The sequence below is a fragment of the Microcystis sp. M015S2 genome, from assembly GCF_020245945.1.
Taxonomy (GTDB): Bacteria; Cyanobacteriota; Cyanobacteriia; order Cyanobacteriales; family Microcystaceae; genus Microcystis.
The window spans coordinates 23,614-38,675 of the sequence record NZ_JADBTX010000061.1 but is presented as its reverse complement, the minus strand read 5'-3'; the positions used below and the strand labels follow the sequence as shown (position 1 = coordinate 38,675).

Here is a 15,062-nt window from a genome sequence, read left to right as displayed (position 1 = left end):
TCTTCTCGGTTCTGTGTGATCAGTTTAACTTACATAGGATCGATCTTTGTGTCCTTTGTGTCTTTGTGGTTCGTTCCACCCCCTCGCTAGGAGCAATGTATCTTAGAATACATTTTACCCACCAAATCCAAGAGAGCCAATATTTATATAACCCAAAACTATCTTAAATATAATAATCATAATAAATAATGATTAAATAACCCTTGACTCCCCCCCCCATTGTGATATTTTTAGCCTCAGGATATTGGCGCAAAACTAGCGTTAAATATGACCATAATTTTGTCTTATTACTGTCATCAAATCCATGAAAAAATTACTGACAATTTTAACCCCCTTGACTCTGATGGGGTTAGTAGCTGGGGTTACTCCTGCTCAAGCGGCAATCGTAGCTGGTTGGAATCATTTTAATGCTTCTACCGCGACCTATCCCAGAGCGGCGAATACTGTAGGTGCGAATATAACCAGCACTGGGTTAAACACCGCCGGGATAGGTCGGATTAATAATTCTTCCTTCTTCGTGTTGGGGGGTGGTGGAGCCATCAGTTGGAATACAACTAGCACTGTTAATACCAACCAATACGTGGAATTTGCCGTGCAACCCGGTGCAGGTTTTCAAGTCGATTTTACTAACTTGCAACTCAATGCGAAGCGAGATGAAAGTGCGCTAAATTTAGTCTTGCGCTCTAGTGTTGATGGGTTCACCAGTAATTTAGGCACACAAGTTAACTTAACAGGTAGCTTTAATACCTACAGCTTTGACCTAAGCAGTTTAGCACCCCAAACCGGACCAGTGCAGTTCCGTCTCTATGGACTGAATGCTAATTCATCTGGAGTCTACTTCTCTGGTGGCAACTCTGCTAATGTTGCCGGGGGTGGGTTTGTGGCTCTTAATGGGGATATCACTCCCACTGGTGGCGGTCCTGTGTCAACCCCGGAACCTAGTGGTATAGTGAGTTTAATCGCTGTGGGTGCGTTGGGTGCCGCTTCCCTTCGTCGTCGGGGATAAATTATCCTTAAGAGGGGCAACTACAGGGGTTGCCCCGATATCTTGATATAATCGGGAGTGATAGGTCAATTATCTTTTCTGAATAGGGGCAAATATGCAGATAAAAGACATGACTCCCCAAGAGTTACAAAGTTTAATCCGTAATACAGTAGATGATACTCTAGATGAATACTTTGGTGATCCAGATGAGGGAAAACAAGTTAAAGAATCTTTTAAAGAAAAGTTATTAGAAATCCAACAAAAAAGACTACAAGGAAGACCGACTATTCCCGCATCTGAGGTGGATAAAAGATATGGGATAGAACCTTAAATGAGCTATTCTGTTACGTTTGAACCAGAGTCGATAACTGATTTAGATTTGATCACCGATTTTATCAGACTGAGGATTCTTAATAAAATTAAATGGTTAGCTATCAACTTTGAACAGATAACTCCCCTACCTCTTACGAGAGAATGGTCAGGGTTTTACAAATTAAGAGTAGGAGATTATCGGGTTATTTATGAATTTGATCGAGAGAGTAGGATAATTATTATTATTAGAGTAGGTCATAGAAGTGAAGTTTATGACTAAATACTTACTAAAATAATGGGATCAGCAATAACCTAAGACACATTTTAACCGTCCATCCTTAGAATAGCGAGATTATTTTCTAGTAAAAATTGCCAAAGACAGCCCAATTATTGACGAAATTATGGCAATATAAATCGATCGATAGCCCTGATTAATTACGGCACGACATATAATAAAAAACGGTCTCCCTAAACCAGTTGCCAAAATCGCCGCCATGGACAGTCAATTACTTGATAAACTCGGACAATTACAAAACCTCTTAAAAACCAGTGAAAAAGCTCTGATTGCCTATTCTGGGGGCGTGGATAGCACCCTAGTGGCCAAAGTGGCTTATGATCTGCTAGGGAGTCAAGCATTGGCAATTACGGCGGTTTCCCCTTCCCTACTGCCGGAAGAATTAGAAGAAGCGATCGCTCAAGCGGATTATATCGGTATTCGGCACGAATTGGTGGAAACCGAGGAAATGAATAACCCCAATTACACCAGTAATCCGGTTAATCGCTGTTATTTCTGCAAAAGTGAGCTACACGACACCCTTAAACCCCTTGCTCTCGCTCGTGGTTATTCCTACGTCATCGATGGCGTTAATGCTGATGATTTAAGGGATTATCGTCCCGGTATTCAAGCAGCCAGGGAGCGCGGCGCTCGTTCACCTTTGGCGGAAATTGGTATCACAAAAAGCGAAGTTCGTCAACTATCTCGTTACTTAAATTTACCTTGGTGGGATAAACCGGCGCAACCCTGTTTAAGTTCCCGTTTTCCCTACGGGGAGGAAATTAGCCTGGAGAAATTGCAAAGAGTCGGACGGGCGGAGATTTATCTGCGAAAATTAGGTTATCGTCAATTACGGGTGCGATCGAGCGGCGATACGGCACGGATTGAATTACCAGCAGCAGAAATCCCCGACTTTATTAATCGGACAAATTTAAGCGAATTAGTCGCTGATCTGCAAAAATTAGGCTTTATCTATGTCACCCTCGATCTAGAAGGTTATCAAAGCGGCAAGCTTAATCGAGTCCTCTAGTTCAGTGATCAGTAAACAGTAATCAGTGGACTGAAAACTCAAATCTGCTCTAACAGTTATCTTAATGGTGAGGTACGAAGTTTTCCTTTTGGGGAGCCGGTCGCTGGTCGTCAATACCAAATTGAGTTATACTTCATCTTGACGAGAAAGGCTGTAACGGATAACGGATAACTGGTCACTGATAACTGATAACTGGTCACTGATAACTGATAGATGAACCTTTTTCTAGGGTCCCTAAGTCTTTACCCTTAAACCTCTAATTGCCAAGGCGAGGATAGATGAGTCAACTACAAAATGCCTTTACCCTATTCCTGAGCCTGTTGGTGGAAGCGATGCCTTTCTTACTGCTAGGGGTGATTCTCTCTAGTATTCTTTTAATATTTGTCGATGAACGTCGCCTAGTTGCCTTGATGCCTCGCAATGCTGTTTTAGGAGCATTTGTGGGGGGATGTATTGGGTTTTTGTTCCCCGTCTGCGAGTGTGGCAATGTGCCAGTGGCGCGACGTTTACTTGTGCAAGGAATGCCGAATGCAGTAGCGGTTAGTTTTCTCTTAGCAGCGCCGACAATTAACCCGATTGTTATCTGGTCCACTTGGGTAGCTTTTCGCGATCAACCGGAAATTGTTTTCTATCGAGTTATCTTTTCTTTGTTCATCGCTACGGTTATCGGTATTATCTTTAGTATCCAAAAAGATCCCCGACCGCTCCTACAAACCTCTTTGGCAAAAAGTCTCAATTGGCAACCGCAAATACCGGAAAAAGAATCTATCCCACTACTACTACAATCCGGTTCTTTTCTGATCGGTAATTCTGGGCAAACTTTGCGCTTAGATGAAAGTTTTGCCGCTACTGCTGTCCTACCAGCAGTACAAGCTATCCCGATGAAAAGGCGCTGGTTAACTTTTCTGGAAAACGTGGTGATGGAATTACGCGAATTAGGAGGAGTGTTAATACTAGGAAGTGCTATAGCGGCCGGTTTACAGGTATTTGTTCCCCGGGAATTTATTCTTAATTTGGGTCAGGATCCAATTACTTCGATCTTGGCCATGATGCTGTTAGCGGTAATTGTTTCGATTTGTTCCACAGTTGATTCTTTTTTTGCCCTCTCTTTTGCCTCTAGTTTTACCAGTAGTTCCCTGCTGGCTTTTCTAGTGTTCGGTCCAATGATTGACCTGAAAGGGATTGGTTTAATGTTGTCTATTTTTAAACCGAGAATGTTAATTTATCTCTTTGCTTTAGCAGCGCAAATGACTTTTTTACTCACCTTGGCTCACAGTTATTTATTTTAGGTCAGTACCCAGATAGTTTTTCCCATGAATTCATCACGTCTAAAAATAATCGCCCCCCAATTGATCGATATTATTGCCCTAATCGGTTGGGGTTCGTTACTATTTAAATACTGGATCACTGGACAGTTAAATTTACTGATACATCCTAATTATTTTATCCTGGTTCTCATCACCAGTATTGCTTTATTTGCCCTAGGATTAGTCAAGCTTTGGACATTATTAAAACAGTGGCAAAAAAAGATTAATTTAGATAGTAACGATAATCGATCGCATCTTACCATTCTTCCCCAACATTTTGGCTCAGGTTTATTAGTAATAACTGCCCTTTTAGGTCTATTTATCGCCCCGCAGCCCCTCAGTAGTCAAATCGCATTACAGAGGGGAATTAGTGAATCTTTACCCCTAACTCGCGTGCAAACTCAATCCTTTGGTACTACCGTTAAACCGGAGGATAAAAGTTTAATTGAATGGGTAAGAACTTTGAATGCTTACCCCGAACCTGATGCCTACACGGGACAACCGGTAAAAGTCACAGGTTTTGTGGTGCAATTGCCCCAATTACCCGATAATTATTTATTAATTAGTCGCTTTATTCTTACCTGTTGTGCCGTGGATGCTTATCCCGTGGGTTTGCCGGTGAAACTATCAGGAAGTCGCGGTCAATATCCCAATGATACTTGGTTAGAAATCACCGGAGAAATGGTCACGGAATCTTTACCGGTAGAGGTGGGAAAATCAACCACCAGAAGACAATTAGTAATTAAGGCCAAATCCGTGAAACCTATACCCACTCCTGCGGATCCCTACGGATATTAACAGTTATCAGTTATCAGTGAGCAGTTGTTGTTACTAACCATCTACTATAATGATCAAGACCTTACAATTACAACCGATTGATAAATTAGCAATAACATTAATTGTATCGCTAACCTTAGTAATTGGTGGCTTAATTTGGTTAGGTAATAGCTGTGGTAATCAATGTCTTTTACAAACCGGTCCAAGGGTCAAGGAATTTAGCTGGGAAAATCGAGAAATTGGAGCGGAAGATCAAGCATTTATTATCACTTTTGATCGCCCCATGGATCATGCTAGTGTAGAAAAAAATCTAGTTATCGATCCTCCGCTGCCGGGGAAGTTTAGTTGGGCCGGAAGACGATTAGCTTATACTCTCACTTCTCCCATTCCCTACGGAGAAAAATATCATCTGCAAATTGAAGGTGCGCGAGAACAATTTCGCAGCGGTAATCGATTAGGACAAACCCTGGCAATTTTTGAAAGAGAATTTAAAAGTCGTGATCGTGCTTTTGCCTATATTGGCACTAATGGGGAAGAACAGGGAAGATTAATTTTTTATAACTTGACCGAGGAGAAGAAAACCCTCTTAACCCCCGCAAATTTGACCGTTATGGCTTTTGAATTTTACCCTGATGGTAAAAAAATCCTCTTTTCTGCCGTGGCTAAAAATCGGGGGATAGAGGGAATTCGTGAACTGCAGCTTTACCAAGTTGATAGCAGTCAATCGCCTCTAAAAATTGAGTTAGTGCTAGACAATAAAGATTATCAAAATAATCACTTTGATTTAGCTAAAGATGGGGAAACTATTGTCGTGCAGAGAATTGAGCGCCGCAATCCGATTAACTTCGATTTATGGGCAGTTAAACCGGGGGAAAAACCCCAACAATTAAACATACAAGGTGGGGAATTTTTGATCGCACCTGATAGTAAAACTTTAGCTGTTACCCAGGGGGAAGGAATCGCTCTTTTGCCCTTAAAAACTGATACCAAACCCCTGGATTTTTTACCAAAATTTGGGCGAATTTTGAATTTTTCTGCCGATGGTACGGCCGCAGCAATGGTGAATTTTAATACGGATAATGCCAAAATGCGTTATATTCGATCGCTTTTTTATGTCAATAATCAAGGATTACAAAAACGCTTACTCAATCTACAAGGTTCGATTATAGATTGTCAATTTAATGCCACCGGTAGTGACTTGTATTGTTTGTTAACCGAGTTAGTTACTAACAGTCAAGAGTACAAAGAGAAACCCTATTTTGCTAAAATAGATGTGAAGACTGGTCAAGTGACTCCCCTACTGGAATTAGCCGATTATCGTGATATTCACATTAGTTTATCTCCCGATAGTTTAGCGATTATTTTTGATCAACTTCGCACCAGTTATGATAGTAATCCCACTAATCCCCTGACTACCGATTCAGGAGAGACAATTATCGGTGGTCGTTTGTGGATGTTAATTCCTCCCCTACAAGATGGAGTAAAAGCAAGTAAATCTGATTTAATTGAATTACCTCTAGAGGGAATTCGTCCCCAGTGGATGCCGTAGAATTTCATTATTAACTTGGGAATTATTTCGATGCTGTCAAACTCAGAAAAATTAGCCAAATTGCGTCAGTATTTTGCCAGTGGTGCCACTCGTTCCTATCAATTCCGTCGTCAGCAGTTAGAGAAGTTAAAACAGGCAATCATTAAATATGAAGGGGAGATCTATGAAGCTTTATATAGCGATTTAAAGAAAAGTCCCGAAGATTGTTGGATTACTGAAAATGGCTTCCTTTTGGTGGAAATTAATACCGCTTTAAAAAATTTGCGCTCATGGATGCAACCCAAAACTGTTAAAACTAATCTTTTAAATTTCCCCTCCTCTAGTCAAATTATCCAGGAACCTTTAGGAGTGGTTTTAATTATTGGTGCTTGGAATTATCCCCTCCAATTGTTATTAGTACCTTTAGTTGGTGCTATTGCTGCCGGTAACTGTGCGGTATTAAAACCGAGTGAGTTTGCCTCAGCGACGGAAAAATTAGTAGTTAAAATAATTAAAGAGATATTCCCTGAAGAATATGTGTTAATTGTACCCGGAGATGGTGCGGAAGTAATTCCGAATATGTTAGACAGTTTTACCTTTGATCATATATTTTTTACTGGCAGTACAAGGGTAGGAAAAATTATTTATCAACTAGCGGCAGCAAAGTTAATTCCCGTTACTCTAGAATTAGGGGGAAAAAGTCCCTGTGTTATCGAAGCTGATGCTAATATTTCCGTGGCAACCCGTCGCATTGCCGTGACAAAATTCTCGAATTGTGGTCAAATGTGTATCGCAGCTGATTATGTTTTGGTACATCAATCCCAGCAGGAGAATTTGATCAGAGAATTAGCTAATACTATTGTTAATTTTTTCGGTGAAAATGCCAGATTAAGTGCTGATTATGGTAAGATAATTAATGAGAAACAATTTGATCGCTTGATTGAATTTCTCCAAGATGGTGAGATTGTTTTTGGAGGCAAAACTGATCGAAAAAATTTATATATTCAACCAACTTTATTAACTAATGTTTCCCTCGATGCTCCTATTATGCAAGGGGAAATATTTGGTCCAATTTTACCGATCATTGCCTTTAGCACTTTTGAGGAAGCTTTAGCAATTATTGCTAAAAACCCTAACCCTCTAGCTTTTTATCTGTTTACTACCAAGGCAAAAACCGAAAAGAAATGGTTAGAATCAGTCCAGTTTGGGGGAGGTTGTATTAATAACAATAGTTTTCATTTTACTAATCCTAGTTTACCCTTTGGTGGTCGGGGAAATAGCGGTATTGGTAGCTATCATGGTCGTTTTTCCTTTGAGAATTTTAGTCACCAAAAAGCGATTATGAAAACACCTCTTTGGTTCAATCCCGCTCTAAAATATCCGCCTTTTAAGGGTAAATTAGGCTTATTTAAGTTATTGGTTCGGTGAAAAGCTATAGTTTAGGTTAAAGCTTTTAAGAGAGCTTGAAATTTAAGCTGAATTTCTGCTAGTTCTTTTTCCGGATCGGAACCAGCAACAATACCCGCACCAGCGTATAATCGCGCTCGATTGCCTTCAATTAAGGCCGAACGAATACCGACAATAAACTCACTATTATTTTGACAATCGATCCAACCCAAAGGAGCGGCATAAAGAGAGCGATCAAAGGTTTCATAATGACGAATTTGTGCTAAAGCGATCTCGGTGGGAACCCCAGCAACAGCAGGAGTGGGGTGTAGTTGGGCAACAATTTCGAGGGGATGGATGGAGGGTTTTAGTTTAGCATAGATAGGAGTCCAGAGATGTTGAATATTGGAGAGTTTTAACAATCTAGAGGGAGAATTTTGCGGATTTAAGCCAATTTGTCGCAGTTTTTGGTTAATAAAGTCACTAACGGCCCGATGTTCCCGTTGTTCCTTTTCACTAGCGAGGAGTTTATTGGCTAAAAGAGCATCTTCGATCGCATTTTCTCCCCGGGGGGCGGATCCCGCTAAAGCATCGGTGATTAATTGCCCCTGATGGACAGTTAACAAGCGTTCGGGACTAGCGCCGATAAAATGATCTCCCCGTCCATTGCCGAGGGAAAAAGTGTAGCAATCGGGATGACGCTGACGCAAATTATCGAGACAGTTTACCAGATGAAAAGGACGGGGAGAAATCACGTCAAGAGCGTGAGCGAGGACAATTTTGCTAAAATTTTGGGCGTGGATAGATTGGAGGGCATCGGCAACAGCCGCTTGAAAATTATAGGTAGGATGAATATAATAACTACAGGAATCCTGGTGGGGATTTTGTCGGCAATTGCTCGAGTTATTTTGGATAATTTTGAGGTTGTTGATAGTTTCTTCGAGGGAGTTTTCTATTTCTTTTTCGCTGGTGATTAGGAGATTGGTAAGGAAAAAATATTCCGACTGTTTTTTGATAATTTGAAACTTAGGCAGGGTTAGGGTAGCTGAGGGAAAGGGGGTAGCTCTTTCCGAGTCGAAAAAAGTGAAACTACAAAAGATGCGGGGAGTAATCTCGCTATAGTTATCAATTTTAATAATTCTTTGTTGACAGTTTTCAATAAATTTTTGAGCTTTTAAAAAACGTTGTTTGCCGTGGAAAGTGGCAGTAAAGGCGATGCCGTAGCCGAGAAAAGCGGTTTCTTGTTCGGGATTTTCCCAATAACAATGGGTGGCATAGCTAGAGGCAATCCGAGAGAGAATTTCTAGGGGATCAACGGGGGAAATTTTTTGACAAAAACTAACGATCGACGGATTTCCCTTTTCTGCGGCTAACAGTTGCGGGTTGAGGATAAAGTTATAGAGGCCGCGAAGATCAGCAATCGGACTATCAGGATAGGAAAGGCGAGGAACGGCAGAAGTCATGTCAAGTTTTTTGTATTTTTTGCAAAAAAACCATGATTAATGGTATGTAATCCCCACAGATGTGGCCAGAGTCAGCAATCTCTTTTTAACTATGGTATCGGAGAAAGGGTCTTTATGTAGAAAGAAACTGGGATATTTGTGACGATTAACCGCGTTGGAGACAAATGAAGGCTTAAAATCTCCAGAGACGGCTATTATTTAAATGGGCAAAAAAATTAATTTAATAACTGCTACTTTACAAGTTTGTAGAAATTGCCGCCACGGGACAAGTGGGGATACATTGTTCACAAACCACACAACGGGAACGCAAAAACTTGAGACGAAAACTTTCGGGATCAAGGGTTAAAGCTTCCGTGGGACAAACTCCCGTACATAACCCACAATCGACACATTTTTCTTCATCGATGACGATTTCGCGACTAACTTGGGAAACGCCAATATTTTGTAATTGTAACCATTCGATCGCCGCTTCTAGCTCATCGATATCTCCCGATAATTCTAATACTAATGTTCCCACTTGATTGGGGGCAACTTGGGCGCGGATAATATTAGCGGCGACGTTAAAATCCTTCGCCAGTCGATAGGTAACGGGCATATGGACGGCTTTTTTGGGAAAAGTGAGAGTAACTCGTTTTTTCATGAGGATAGGATAGGATAGGAATAATTTTTGAGAGACTATCCATGACAGCCACCACACCCACCAATAAAATCAGAAATCTGCTGCTGGCAGTAACGGCAGTTATCCTTAGTGTAGCGATTTTCTTCGGGTTTCAAACCACCGCTAGTTCTGTATCTTTGGAAGCGCAAGCGGAAAAAGCGACACCTTTCGATCTTGCCCTCAGCAATGGTAAACCCACCCTAACAGAATTTTATGCTAATTGGTGTACCAGTTGTCAGGCGATGGCCGCTGAAATTGCCGAAATTAAAAAACAATACGGTAATGCCATTAATTTTGTCATGCTCAACGTTGATAATAATAAATGGTTGCCGGAAATTCTCCGTTATCGTGTGGATGGTATTCCCCATTTTGTCTTTTTAAATAATCAAGGACAACCAGTTGCCCAAGCGATCGGAGAACAGCCAAAATCAATTTTAACTGCTAATTTAGAGGCACTTTTAACTAATTCTACCCTACCCTATGCCACCACTACGGGACAGTCTTCTGATTTTAATGTCCTTGCGGGTGCTAGTCAAACCGATCCTCGCAGTCACGGCAGTCAAGTTAAGCAGTAATCAGTAATCAGTTATCAGTTATCAGTTATCAGTTATCAGTGGAAAGCTCATGGCTGAAAGCTATCATTCAAGAGTCAACTATCAATAGGTAAGTACCTAAGCAAAATTAATTACACATATCTAACCACCTCTTGCCTCTTGCCTTTTGCCTATCTTCCCTAGGAAATTTATTTTACACGACTACTTACATTTCATTGACTGAATTTTTTAACTATGGCAATTATTGTTCAACATTTGACCACGGGTAACGAATATATATTCCTAGGAGTTAGTGGGGGTGAAAGTAAGAACATTTTACCCACCAAAATGTTAGGAGATTTCTTCGCAACGGAGACTCCAGATAAATCGCGATCAGTGACGGTTTGTGATGATCAAGGCCGGATACTTTGGTTTCCCGCCACAGAAATAATTGTGGTGGAGGTAGATGGTCAAAAACCCGAAGAATTATTACCAGAAATTATCCCCCCCGAACCAATACCTTTACAATTAGATAAAGAGAATCAACCTCAGTCCCTGGAAAATCAAGGAAACATCGATGAATTTGCCGAAGATGACGATTGGATCTAGAATTAAATACCTAATTTTAGCGGGAATAATTGCCCTATTTACTATTGGCTTTAACTCCCTCTATTCGGTTTCTCAAAACTCGATCGCTTCCTTCCCTGTTGCCGAAGTTCAACCCCAATATCTTAACGATTGGACACCAGAATTAGAGGCAGAATTTCAACAAAGGGCAAAGCAAGTTATTAACCATTTTGCTAGGGCAGAAAGTTATGGCAATTTGTGGGGAGAAAACGAGAAAAAATCCTATCCTATGGCCATGTTTGATTTCTTGGCAGGAAACCAGCAAAAAGCCCTAGATTTCCTGCAGCAGGATGACCCACAAACAGCAGAACAAGCCCACACTGATTATATAGATTATTATTTTTCTTTTACCCTGAAAGGACAAATTAGAAAATATTTTCTTCTCGGAAAGTATCTCGATCCAGTTTATCGTCAGAGAATGTATAATGCGGCGAAAATTTGGACAGAAACCGACCCTTTACAACGGCCTCACCCTATCCACGGTACTGGCCAAGGAACGGGTAATGATTGGAGTATAACAAGACGGGGTTTATGGGTAGATAGTCGCAATACTGATAACCTGCGGGCGATGCGCGAAACATCAGTTTATCTGATGGCCGAAGAAACCGGCAATGAAGCAACTCGTCAAATTTATAAAAGTAAAATTAAGCGTTACGTTTCGGCTTTATATAACATCGGCATGGGAGAATGGGATTCAGAAGTTTATCACGGTCACACCTTTGCTCCCTATCTCAATCTCTACGATTTTGCTCAAGATACGGAAGTTAAACAATGGGCAAAAATGGCCTTAGATTGGTTAGCCATGGCCGCTAGTGTTAAATATTATCGCGGTGGTTGGGGCAGTCCAGTAAAACGCGATTATGGTGGTAGTAATGGGGTAATGCGATCGGATTCTGCCCGCACTTTTTGGTTATATTTTGGTGATACCCCTGTCCCCAATAATCGCCCGGAATTGGACTCTCTTTATCTAATTACCAGTGGTTATCGTCCTCCTTTAGCGGTGATGGAATTAGCCCGAAAAAACTTTAATAAACCGGTAGAAATTCTCGCCAGTAAACCCTTGTATGAAAACTGGAAACCGGGCAATAATCAAAGTCCGGGTTATTGGGAAACTCAATTTATTGGGGCTAGTTATCAAATGGGTAGTCTGGCGGGAACTTTTCCCGATGGCGATGTGGCCCCGTTTAAATTAATGGCCTTTAATCAACATAAAGGTGTGGATTTTTTTGTGGCTAACACTGGCAAAAATGGCGTAAAACCGGGCAAAAATCCTGGGGATGAAATCGGACAATATCGTAATCTTTTAATCTGGTTACGACCAGCAGATCAAGCTTTTTTCTGGCAATTACCGAAAACGGCCAAGGTAGAAAAAGATGATAATATCTGGTTTATTCAATTAGAAAAAACTTGGTTAGCCCTGAGATTAATAAATCTTTCTTCTCCTGAAATGATCGAGATTCCTAATTCCCCTTATCCCGATGATAACACCTACCAAGCTTTACCCACAGGTAACAATTATGCGGGTTTTGCTCTGGAAGTGGGGGAAGCGGCAACCCAGGGCAGTTATGAGAATTTTAAGGGCATATTTAAGCAAAAAAGTCAAGTAAATTTAACTCAAATTAAGCAAGGCAGGGTTTTATTTAAAGGCAGTCAAGGGCAGAGTTTACAATTTACCTATAATCAAGTCAATCTACTGCCGATGTTAATTCGTAACGGTCAAAAGCACGATTGGTCAAAAAATTTCGCCCTTTATAACAGTTTAAGTCGAGATAACTCTCCCGTTTCTTTGCCATGGAAAAAGGGAAAATTAACCGTCAAAGCAGGGAAATATCAATTTTCTAATGCTTTGATCCTCCCCTCTCCTTAAGTTAGCTATTCTCGACTATTTATTCACCAGACCCTAGTTAGGAGGAGAGGCAAAAGGCAAAAGGCAAAAGGCAAAAGGCAAAAGGCAAAAGGCAAAAGGCAAAAGGCAAAAGGCAAAAGGCAGCTTTGTTCTTCCCACTTCCCCACTTCCCCACTTCCCCACACCCCACACCCTGTCCCCACGAAAAACTTTTTCAGCAAACCCTATTTATGAGGATTGATCAGACCATTTGCGCTTGATTTAAGAATTCTTGCAATTCTTCTCCTTCGATTACTTCCGTGGTCAAAAGATTAGCAGTAATGGACTCTAATAAATTGCGGTTGTGACTGAGAATTGCTAGGGCTTTTTGGTAACTAGCGTCGATAATTTGTTTCACTTCTTCATCGATCGCTTTCGCAGTATTTTCCCCGATTGAACGCCGGGGACTACCCTGATTATTACCTAAAAAATTAGCCTGTCCCGTTTTATCGTAGGCTAGGGGACCCAAGGATTTACTCATACCATAAATTGTCACCATTCTTTCCGCAATATCCGTCGCCCTTTGTAAATCGTCGGAAGCGCCATTAGTAACACTGCCAAGTATTAATTCTTCAGCAGCCCGACCGCCCAATAACATAGTAATTTGTTCTTTAAATTCGGTTTCTGTCATCAAAAAACGGTCTTCCGTGGGAATTTTCAGGGTATAACCCAAAGCGGATAAACCCCGGGGAACGATGGAAATTTTCTCCACCCGACCACCTCCAGGCATGACAGCGCCGACTAAAGCATGGCCGACCTCGTGATAAGCGACGATTTTCTTTTCTTTTTCCGATAAAACCCGACTTTTCTTTTCTAAGCCGGCGATAACTCTTTCTATCGCCTCTTTAAAATCAATTTGACTGACTTTTTCCCGATTATTACGGGCAGCCAAGAGAGCCGCCTCATTGACGAGGTTGGCTAAATCGGCACCGGCAAAACCGGGGGTTTGGGTGGCGATCGCTTTGAGGTTAACATCTTCACCCATCTGGACTCGTTGGGCGTATATTTGCAAAATTGCCAATCTTCCCGCTAAATCGGGACGATCCACCAAAACTTGGCGATCAAAGCGCCCCGGACGCAATAAAGCGGCATCAAGAGTCTCTGGGCGATTGGTGGCGGCTAAAACGATGACGACGGCTTCTTTGGGGCTAAAACCGTCCATTTCTGTCAAAAGTTGGTTTAAAGTCTGCTCGCGCTCATCATTGCTGCCGCTAGTTCCCGATCCCGAACTTCTCGATTTACCGATCGCGTCCAATTCATCAATAAAAATGATGCTAGGGGCATTTTTCTTCGCTTGGGCAAATAGATCCCGCACCCGGGCTGCCCCAGTGCCGACAAATAATTCCACGAATTCCGAGGCCGAAATGCTAAAAAAAGTCACTCCCGCTTCCCCCGCGACCGCTTTTGCTAAGAGAGTTTTCCCCGTCCCCGGCGGTCCGACTAAGAGAACACCTTTAGGAATACGCGCCCCAATTTTATTAAAGCGCTCGGCATCCTTGAGAAATTCGACGATTTCCTTTAACTCGGTTTTTGCTTCCTCGGCCCCGGCCACATCACTGAAGGTAATCGGATATTTTTCGTCGTCTCCGTAAACTTTAGCGAGATTTTTATTAAAAAGCAGCGATTTACGCGTGTCATCGTTGCGATAGAACAGAAACTGCATAGCGGCGACTAAAATTAAGGGAGGAACCACCCAAGCGAGGAGAGTGCTGATCCAACTGTTTTCGGCCACGGGAATCGCCTCGAAGATTACGCCTTTTTGCTGTAATAGTTGGGGTAATTGGGGGTTATCGACTGGAATCGTCGCAAAAACTCGTCCGGAGACTAGATTAATGCTCGGTTTGCTGGCCAGAGGACTAGAATCACCGTGAAAGGGATTACTTGATTCTGGGGGATTAACGGGGGGATTACCCGGAATAGGCAGGGATTCTAAAGGATTTTTTAATTGATAATAGATGACTTGATTGCCAATTCTGACCCTACTGATGTCGCCCCGTTCCACTTTACTGATAAATTCGCTGTAGGGTTCGAGGGGAATATTGGATAATTCTGAGGAACGTGGGATAAGAAAATAGCCTAAAGCGGCAACACCAGAACAAATGAGCAGGATTTTGCCTAACCGCGGCAAACGCGACCAGGAAAATTGATTATCTTCTTGATTAGCCATAATTTTTAGGGTGGGTGAGAGTGAAAATACAAAGTTCATACTAACAATTCCCTGTCTCGATCGCCTTACCGATGGGATAGGATAGAGGATGGAATACTTGGTAGCGAGCGAGCGACAAACGAGAGAAATC

At 41.7% G+C, this 15,062-nt stretch carries 14 protein-coding genes; 11 read left to right on the top strand and 3 right to left on the bottom strand.

Going from position 1 to position 15,062, the window contains the following annotated elements:
- Positions 1 to 304: 304 nt before the first annotated feature.
- From IM473_RS12400 to IM473_RS12365, 8 genes are all read left to right on the top strand, one after another.
- Positions 305 to 1,006, top strand: a complete 702-nt coding sequence (locus IM473_RS12400) for a PEP-CTERM sorting domain-containing protein (protein WP_287659252.1) — start codon at positions 305 to 307, stop codon at positions 1,004 to 1,006.
- A gap of 94 nt (positions 1,007 to 1,100) precedes the next feature.
- Positions 1,101 to 1,316 (top strand): hypothetical protein, encoded by a 216-nt coding sequence (locus tag IM473_RS12395; protein ID WP_287659249.1) that lies wholly within the window; start codon positions 1,101 to 1,103, stop codon positions 1,314 to 1,316.
- Positions 1,317 to 1,577 (top strand): type II toxin-antitoxin system RelE family toxin, encoded by a 261-nt coding sequence (locus IM473_RS12390; protein WP_002767715.1) that lies wholly within the window; start codon positions 1,317 to 1,319, stop codon positions 1,575 to 1,577.
- 214 nt (positions 1,578 to 1,791) lie between these two features.
- On the top strand, positions 1,792 to 2,601 hold the full coding sequence (gene larE / locus IM473_RS12385; RefSeq protein WP_287659248.1) for an ATP-dependent sacrificial sulfur transferase LarE: 810 nt from the start codon (positions 1,792 to 1,794) through the stop codon (positions 2,599 to 2,601).
- Positions 2,602 to 2,879: 278 nt separating this feature from the next.
- Positions 2,880 to 3,890: a permease gene (locus IM473_RS12380; RefSeq protein ID WP_287659247.1), complete on the top strand. Its 1,011-nt coding sequence runs from the start codon at positions 2,880 to 2,882 to the stop codon at positions 3,888 to 3,890.
- Between the two features lie 24 nt (positions 3,891 to 3,914).
- Positions 3,915 to 4,706: a TIGR03943 family putative permease subunit gene (locus IM473_RS12375; protein ID WP_287659246.1), complete on the top strand. Its 792-nt coding sequence runs from the start codon at positions 3,915 to 3,917 to the stop codon at positions 4,704 to 4,706.
- 49 nt (positions 4,707 to 4,755) lie between these two features.
- A complete protein-coding gene (locus tag IM473_RS12370; RefSeq protein ID WP_287659244.1) occupies positions 4,756 to 6,234 on the top strand; it encodes a hypothetical protein in 1,479 nt (492 codons plus the stop codon).
- A 30-nt stretch (positions 6,235 to 6,264) separates the two neighbouring features.
- Positions 6,265 to 7,641, top strand: coding sequence for an aldehyde dehydrogenase (locus IM473_RS12365; protein WP_287659243.1), 1,377 nt, complete (start codon positions 6,265 to 6,267; stop codon positions 7,639 to 7,641).
- Positions 7,642 to 7,652: 11 nt separating this feature from the next.
- Here the strand turns inward: IM473_RS12365 and IM473_RS12360 are convergent, their stop codons facing one another.
- Together IM473_RS12360 and IM473_RS12355 are read right to left on the bottom strand one after the other, a co-directional pair.
- On the bottom strand, positions 7,653 to 9,062 hold the full coding sequence (locus IM473_RS12360; RefSeq protein WP_287659242.1) for an isochorismate synthase: 1,410 nt from the start codon (positions 9,060 to 9,062) through the stop codon (positions 7,653 to 7,655).
- A gap of 235 nt (positions 9,063 to 9,297) precedes the next feature.
- Positions 9,298 to 9,702, bottom strand: coding sequence for an NIL domain-containing protein (locus IM473_RS12355; RefSeq protein WP_004163818.1), 405 nt, complete (start codon positions 9,700 to 9,702; stop codon positions 9,298 to 9,300).
- A 41-nt stretch (positions 9,703 to 9,743) separates the two neighbouring features.
- On the opposite strand from IM473_RS12355, the gene IM473_RS12350 reads away from it, so the two are divergent.
- From IM473_RS12350 to IM473_RS12340, 3 genes are all read left to right on the top strand, one after another.
- A complete protein-coding gene (locus tag IM473_RS12350) occupies positions 9,744 to 10,295 on the top strand; it encodes a thioredoxin family protein (RefSeq protein ID WP_287659241.1) in 552 nt (183 codons plus the stop codon).
- Positions 10,296 to 10,508: 213 nt separating this feature from the next.
- On the top strand, positions 10,509 to 10,862 hold the full coding sequence (locus IM473_RS12345) for a hypothetical protein (protein ID WP_287659240.1): 354 nt from the start codon (positions 10,509 to 10,511) through the stop codon (positions 10,860 to 10,862).
- A complete protein-coding gene (locus IM473_RS12340; protein ID WP_287659238.1) occupies positions 10,831 to 12,747 on the top strand; it encodes a hypothetical protein in 1,917 nt (638 codons plus the stop codon). Before IM473_RS12345 ends, IM473_RS12340 begins: the two co-directional genes overlap by 32 nt.
- 220 nt (positions 12,748 to 12,967) lie before the next feature.
- On the opposite strand, the gene ftsH is transcribed toward IM473_RS12340, so the two are convergent.
- A complete protein-coding gene (gene ftsH, locus IM473_RS12335; protein ID WP_287659236.1) occupies positions 12,968 to 14,932 on the bottom strand; it encodes an ATP-dependent zinc metalloprotease FtsH in 1,965 nt (654 codons plus the stop codon).
- Positions 14,933 to 15,062: the final 130 nt, after the last annotated feature.

Bases quoted from the DNA above. Each gene is read 5' to 3' on its own strand.
- IM473_RS12370 (WP_287659244.1), top strand. From the start codon at position 4,756: ATGATCAAGACCTTACAATTACAACCGATTGATAAATTAGCAATAACA.
- IM473_RS12390 (WP_002767715.1), top strand. From the start codon at position 1,317: ATGAGCTATTCTGTTACGTTTGAACCAGAGTCGATAACTGATTTAGAT.
- IM473_RS12365 (WP_287659243.1), top strand. From the start codon at position 6,265: ATGCTGTCAAACTCAGAAAAATTAGCCAAATTGCGTCAGTATTTTGCC.
- IM473_RS12380 (WP_287659247.1), top strand. From the start codon at position 2,880: ATGAGTCAACTACAAAATGCCTTTACCCTATTCCTGAGCCTGTTGGTG.
- ftsH (WP_287659236.1), bottom strand. From the start codon at position 14,932: ATGGCTAATCAAGAAGATAATCAATTTTCCTGGTCGCGTTTGCCGCGG.
- IM473_RS12400 (WP_287659252.1), top strand. From the start codon at position 305: ATGAAAAAATTACTGACAATTTTAACCCCCTTGACTCTGATGGGGTTA.
- larE (WP_287659248.1), top strand. From the start codon at position 1,792: ATGGACAGTCAATTACTTGATAAACTCGGACAATTACAAAACCTCTTA.
- IM473_RS12355 (WP_004163818.1), bottom strand. From the start codon at position 9,702: ATGAAAAAACGAGTTACTCTCACTTTTCCCAAAAAAGCCGTCCATATG.
- IM473_RS12395 (WP_287659249.1), top strand. From the start codon at position 1,101: ATGCAGATAAAAGACATGACTCCCCAAGAGTTACAAAGTTTAATCCGT.
- IM473_RS12340 (WP_287659238.1), top strand. From the start codon at position 10,831: ATGAATTTGCCGAAGATGACGATTGGATCTAGAATTAAATACCTAATT.
- IM473_RS12350 (WP_287659241.1), top strand. From the start codon at position 9,744: ATGACAGCCACCACACCCACCAATAAAATCAGAAATCTGCTGCTGGCA.
- IM473_RS12360 (WP_287659242.1), bottom strand. From the start codon at position 9,062: ATGACTTCTGCCGTTCCTCGCCTTTCCTATCCTGATAGTCCGATTGCT.
- IM473_RS12375 (WP_287659246.1), top strand. From the start codon at position 3,915: ATGAATTCATCACGTCTAAAAATAATCGCCCCCCAATTGATCGATATT.
- IM473_RS12345 (WP_287659240.1), top strand. From the start codon at position 10,509: ATGGCAATTATTGTTCAACATTTGACCACGGGTAACGAATATATATTC.